Genomic DNA, 5,174 nt, shown 5'->3' on the forward strand with positions numbered 1-5,174 from the left:
GCACGGTCCCCCACCGCCCCGTGCCTCCCGTCCGTCCCACCGCCACCCCGACACCGGAAGTCCTCCTCGTGCAGCGCTCCACCCTCTGGACCACCGTCGGCGGCGTCGCCGCCGCCGTCGCGGCGGCCGCGATCGCCGTCCCGCTCCTGACCGCCGGCGGCCCCGCCCCGGCCGCCGTGACGACCCACTCGGCAGCCGCGCCCTCGACGCCCGTGCCCGGCGTGCCGCATGTGGACGCCGCGGCGCTCGCCGCCCTGCCCGAGGCGCAGTACTCCGCCGTGGTCGACGGCCTGCTGCCGTGGGACCGGACGACCACCGCGGCCCACGTGTTCCACCTGACCGCCGACGCGCCGCTCTTCGGCGACGGCCGGACCGCCCCCGTGGCGCGGTTCGCGAAGACCGACTTCCTGCAGCAGCCGACGACGGTCGTCGGGCTGCGACGGCAGGGGCCCTGGGAGCTCGTGCTGACGCCCGCACGGCGGCAGCTGCCCTCCGCGGCGGGTGCCGGGGGTGCGGCGGCGCAGACCGCGGCGTGGGTGCCGGCCGACCTGCTGACCGCGGTGGCGGCACCGACCGCGCGCGTGGTGGTCTCGACGACGGAGCAGTCCGTGTCGATCGTCTCCGCGTCGACCGGGGCGGTGCAGCAGCACTTCGCGGCGGGCGTCGGGACGGCGGACACCCCGACGCCGACCGGGGTCACCGGCTACCTGGAGGAGCGGTACGCCGACCCGTCGCAGGGCACCGGGGAGCACCCGATCCAGCTCACCTCGCTGCACTCGAGCGCGGCCGACGAGCCGTACGGGGGCCACGACGGCGGGTTGATCGGGCTGCACTGGAACGCGACGACCTCGGGTGCGGTGTCGCACGGGTGCGTGCGGCTGTCCGCCGAGGCCGTGGCCGCGCTGGACGCGTTGCCGCTCGGGACGCTCGTGACGGTGGAGTGAGCCGGTTCCGGGGCTCGCTAGAGCTCGACCTCGATCGGCTCGGGGCGGACCAGCTCGTGCACGCCGCTGATGACCTCGCTCGGACGGAACGGGTACCGGTCGATCTCGGCCTGGTCGCTGATCCCGGTCAGGACGAGGACGGTGTGCAGCCCGGCCTCGATGCCGGCCTGCACGTCGGTGTCCATGCGGTCGCCGATCATGCCCGTGTTCTCGGAGTGCGCCCCGATCCGGTTCATCGCCGACCGGAACATCATCGGGTTCGGCTTGCCCACCACGTAGGGCTGCTTGCCGGTGGCCTTCTCGATCATCGCGGCGATGGCGCCCGTCGCGGGCAGGACGCCCTCGGCGCTCGGGCCGGTGGCGTCGGGGTTCGTCACGATGAACCGGGCACCGTCGCGGATGAGCCGGACGGCCTTGGTGATCGCCTCGAACGAGTAGTTGCGGGTCTCGCCGACGACCACGTAGTCCGGCGCGGTCTCGGTCATGATGAACCCGGCCTCGTGCAGGGCCGTGGTCATGCCGGCCTCGCCGATCACGAACGCGGAGCCGCCGGGCATCTGCGAGCGGCAGAAGTCGGCGGTGGCCAGGGCGCTCGTCCAGATGCGTTCCTCGGGCACGTGCAGCCCGGAGCTCCGGAGCCGTGCGCTGAGGTCACGCGGCGTGAAGATCGAGTTGTTCGTCAGGACGAGGAACTCGGTGCCCTCGTCGAGCCACTGCTGGATGAGCTCGGGGGCTCCCGGCAGGGCCTGGTTCTCGTGGACGAGCACACCGTCCATGTCGGTCAGCCAGCACTCGACCTCGTCACGCGTCGCCATGGTGCCACCGTACCGGGCGCCGGCCACGGGGAGCCGGGCGCGCGGGACGCCAGGGCTGCGCGGGTGGGCGGTCGTGCGTCCGGACGCCTGGCCGGTGGGCCACCGAGGTCTGGCCGGGCGGACACCGACCGTCGTTCGGCTTTGCCCTAGGATTTTCGTACCCGTACCGGATCAGGAGGACCCCCGTGCTCGTCGACCCAGGCTCCCCGAGCAGCGCACCCCGCCCCACCGGCGGACCGGACGCCCCGACGACGCCGTCGGACGAGCCCGCGCCGCCCGCCCGTCGCCGCGGCCGCCCGAACGTGCTGTCCCGCGAGCAGGTCGTCGACGCCGCGACCGAGATCGCGAACGAGGAGGGCCTCGACCGCCTGTCCTTCCGTGCCCTCGGCGCCAAGCTCGGCGTCGCCCCGATGACCGTGCACCGGACCATCGGCGGCCTCGACGACCTGCACGCCGAGCTCGTCCGCCGCACGGTCGACGAGTTCACCGCGACCTTCGTCTGGCCCGAGGACTGGCGCGCGGTGGTGCGCACCTTCGCCACGACCTTCCGCGACCTCATGCGGACGCACCCGCTCGTGCTCGAGTCGCACAGTCAGCGCGCCCCGCTCGCCTCGACCGAGTCCGACGCCGTCGTGGCGAAGGTCGTCGGTGCACTGCAGCAGGCCGGGCTCCCCGAGCGCGAGGCGATGTACGCGTTCTTCGTCGTGTACGACTTCGTCGTCGGGCACGCCGGCGTGCAGGTCGGCCGGGGCGACGCCGACGCCGGACGCCCGGAACGGCACCGACTCGTCGGGGAGATCCTCGGCGAGCACTCGTACGACGATCGGTTCGCCCTCGGGCTGGACGTGCTCCTGGCCGGCATCGAGGCGCGGGTCCGGACGCACGGCACGGGCGCCCCCGGCGCTGCTGGCGACGGGCCGGACGCCGTCAGCACTGCGGGAGGCAGCACCGCGGGCGACGGGCCGGACGGACCGGGCGCCCGCGCGTGAGCACCGTCGACCCCCAGCAGGTCCGCCGCGAGCGCGAGGCGGCCTGGCGGGGGACGAACCGTGCCCTCGTGATGACCGTCGTCGGCGCCGTGCTCGTCGCCGCTGCCGGAGCGGTCGCGGGCCTCGCGGTGTCCCGCTTCGTCCTGGTCTTCCGGATGATGCAGGTGAACAGCGTCTTCTCGGACAGCCCCGACCCGGAGTCGGTCTGGTGGGCCGCACCCGGGGCCGTCGTCGGCACCCTCGTCGCCGTGGCCGTGTACTCCCGCTGGAACCACCGGTGGTCCGGCCGGACGAGCGACTTCGCGGGCGTCGGACCGCTGCAGCCGTGGTTCCTCGGCGCGACGGCGATGCTCTGGTGGGAGACGTCGCGGTGGCCCGCGCCCGACCGCGTCGGGGTCGCCGTCGACCCCACGTTCGGGCACGACGAGGTCTGGGGCCTCGGCGAGTGGATCTGGTACGCGACGGTCTGGTGGGTGCCCGCCCTCGCGACGCTGGTCACGGTGCTGCTCCTCGTGGCCGGCGGCGTGACACGGCTCGGACGCGGCAACCGACGGGCACGCCTCACCGACGTGCTCGCGAACGGTCGCCGGGTCGTCGGCGAGGTCACCGCGGTCAGCGGCGGGACCAGCCCCGACGCGTCGCGCACCCTGCTGCGGTGGACGTTCTCGTTCGTCGACCTGCAGGGCGTGCGGCGCTGGGTGGAACGGACCGAGGGCTTCGCGCACGGCGAGGGACCCGTCGTCGGCATGCCCGTCACGGTGCTGTACGACCCGGCGCGGCCGGGCGACCGGAAGCGCATCTTCACGGCGACGACGCGGGACCCCGGCCCCGAGGACTTCCTCCGCCCCGGCACCTCCTGAGCCGCGGGCGGTCCTGGCGGACGCCCGACTGGCTGGGTCAGCTGGACCGGCTGGACCGGCTGGACCGGCAGGACGGGCCGGGACCGGCTGGACCGGCAGGACGGGCCGGGCCTGGCTGGACCCGTAGGACCGGCAGGACGGGCCGCTGCCTGCGGGACCGGCGGGTCCGCCGGATCGCCGGACGGGAGGCGCGACCCACGCGCCCTACGCTGGTCACGTGACCGAGCGCCTCCCGTCCGACCCCGTGGTCCCGTCGACGGCACCGGCCCACGTGAGCCGACCCGACGCCGACCCGGCGGTCGCCGGCGCGGCCGCACCGCCGGTCCTCCCGCCGTCACACGAGGCGACCACGAACGGCGTCGGACCGCACCCCGAGCCGTGGCCCGACGACCCGCGGCTCGACCCGGAGCTCCTCGCGGCCGGTGACACCCGCAACGTCGTCGACCGCTACCGGTACTGGTCGATGGAGGCCATCGTCGCGGACCTCGACACCCGCCGGCACGCGTTCGACGTGGCGATCGAGAACTGGCAGCACGACCTGAACATCGGGTCGATCGTGCGGAGCGCCAACGCGTTCCTCGCCGGGACCGTGCACATCATCGGACGGCGGCGGTGGAACAAGCGCGGCGCGATGGTCACCGACCGGTACCAGCACGTCCGGTACCACCCCGACGTCACGGCGTTCACCGCGGCGATGCGCGCCGAGGGCCGACCGGTCGTCGCGATCGACAACACCCCGGGCGCCGAGCGCATCGAGACCGCCGCGATCCCGGAGCGGTGCGTGTTCTTGTTCGGCCAGGAGGGGCCCGGCCTGACCGACGAGGCCGTCGCCGGCGCGGACGCACACCTGGAGATCACGCAGTTCGGGTCGACGCGGAGCGTGAACGCCTCGGCGGCGGCGGCGATCGTCATGCACAGCTGGGTCGTCCAGCACGCGACGCTGCCGGGCTGACGGGCGGGATCGCCGGTCCGGGTGGGCGGGCTGCGGTCGTGCGGCGCTGGCGGGTTCCGTGCCGGCGGTGCTGTGCTGCCCGGCTTCCGGCTTCCGGCTTCCGGCTTCCGGCGGAGGGGCGCCGGTCGGGTCAGCGGGCGGCGGTGGTGCGGCGCGCGACGAGCCGGGGTTCGACGAGGGTCTCGTGCGCCTCGGTGGTCGGGTCGGCGATGCGCGCGAGCAACCGCTCGCCCGCGCCCCGACCGATCTCGACGCTGCGGTCGTCGATGCTCGTCAGCCCGACGTAGGCCGTCGCCGCGAGCGGTGTGTCGTCGTAGCCCATGACCGACACGTCCTCGGGCACGCGGAGACCCCGCGCGGCCAGGGCGGACATCGCGCCGAGGGCCATCACGTCGTTCGCGGCGAACACCGCGGTGACGTCGGGGTGGGTGTCGAGGAGTTCGTCGAGGGCGCGGGCGCCGGCCTCCTCGGTCGGCTCCCCGCGCAGCACGACCGAGACGACCGACGGGGCGCCGGCGGCGCGCGCGGTGTCCGCGGTGCGCTCGGTGCCGGCGACGGACGGGGCGGCAGCGGGCGCGGCGGTCGCGACCGACGGGGTGCCGGCGACCGAGGGG

The 5,174-nt window shown here is 75.0% G+C and carries 6 protein-coding genes; 4 read left to right on the forward strand and 2 right to left on the reverse strand.

Features of this window, described 5'->3' with window-relative positions:
- Positions 1 to 944, forward strand: a 944-nt coding sequence (locus BEP24_RS15755) for a L,D-transpeptidase (RefSeq protein WP_216093157.1), incomplete at its 5' end; no start/stop codon positions are given.
- Between the two features lie 17 nt (positions 945 to 961).
- Here BEP24_RS15755 and BEP24_RS15760 read toward each other — a convergent pair.
- Positions 962 to 1,759, reverse strand: coding sequence for an HAD-IIA family hydrolase (locus tag BEP24_RS15760; RefSeq protein WP_065965045.1), 798 nt, complete (start codon positions 1,757 to 1,759; stop codon positions 962 to 964).
- 185 nt (positions 1,760 to 1,944) lie between these two features.
- On the opposite strand from BEP24_RS15760, the gene BEP24_RS15765 reads away from it, so the two are divergent.
- The 3 genes from BEP24_RS15765 (at position 1,945) to BEP24_RS15775 (ending at position 4,560) form a co-directional block, all read left to right on the forward strand.
- A complete protein-coding gene (locus BEP24_RS15765; RefSeq protein WP_065965046.1) occupies positions 1,945 to 2,748 on the forward strand; it encodes a TetR/AcrR family transcriptional regulator C-terminal domain-containing protein in 804 nt (267 codons plus the stop codon).
- The gene (locus BEP24_RS17250; RefSeq protein WP_065965048.1) at positions 2,745 to 3,608 is read left to right on the forward strand and encodes a DUF3592 domain-containing protein; all 864 of its coding nucleotides are present in this window, start codon (positions 2,745 to 2,747) and stop codon (positions 3,606 to 3,608) included. Before BEP24_RS15765 ends, BEP24_RS17250 begins: the two co-directional genes overlap by 4 nt.
- Before the next feature lie 271 nt (positions 3,609 to 3,879).
- Positions 3,880 to 4,560: a TrmH family RNA methyltransferase gene (locus tag BEP24_RS15775; protein WP_065965050.1), complete on the forward strand. Its 681-nt coding sequence runs from the start codon at positions 3,880 to 3,882 to the stop codon at positions 4,558 to 4,560.
- A 130-nt stretch (positions 4,561 to 4,690) separates the two neighbouring features.
- Here the strand turns inward: BEP24_RS15775 and BEP24_RS15780 are convergent.
- Positions 4,691 to 5,174: LacI family DNA-binding transcriptional regulator (locus tag BEP24_RS15780; protein ID WP_141693495.1), on the reverse strand; the 484-nt coding region annotated here is incomplete at its 5' end.

This window comes from Curtobacterium sp. UCD-KPL2560, from assembly GCF_001705035.1.
Classification (GTDB): Bacteria; Actinomycetota; Actinomycetes; order Actinomycetales; family Microbacteriaceae; genus Curtobacterium.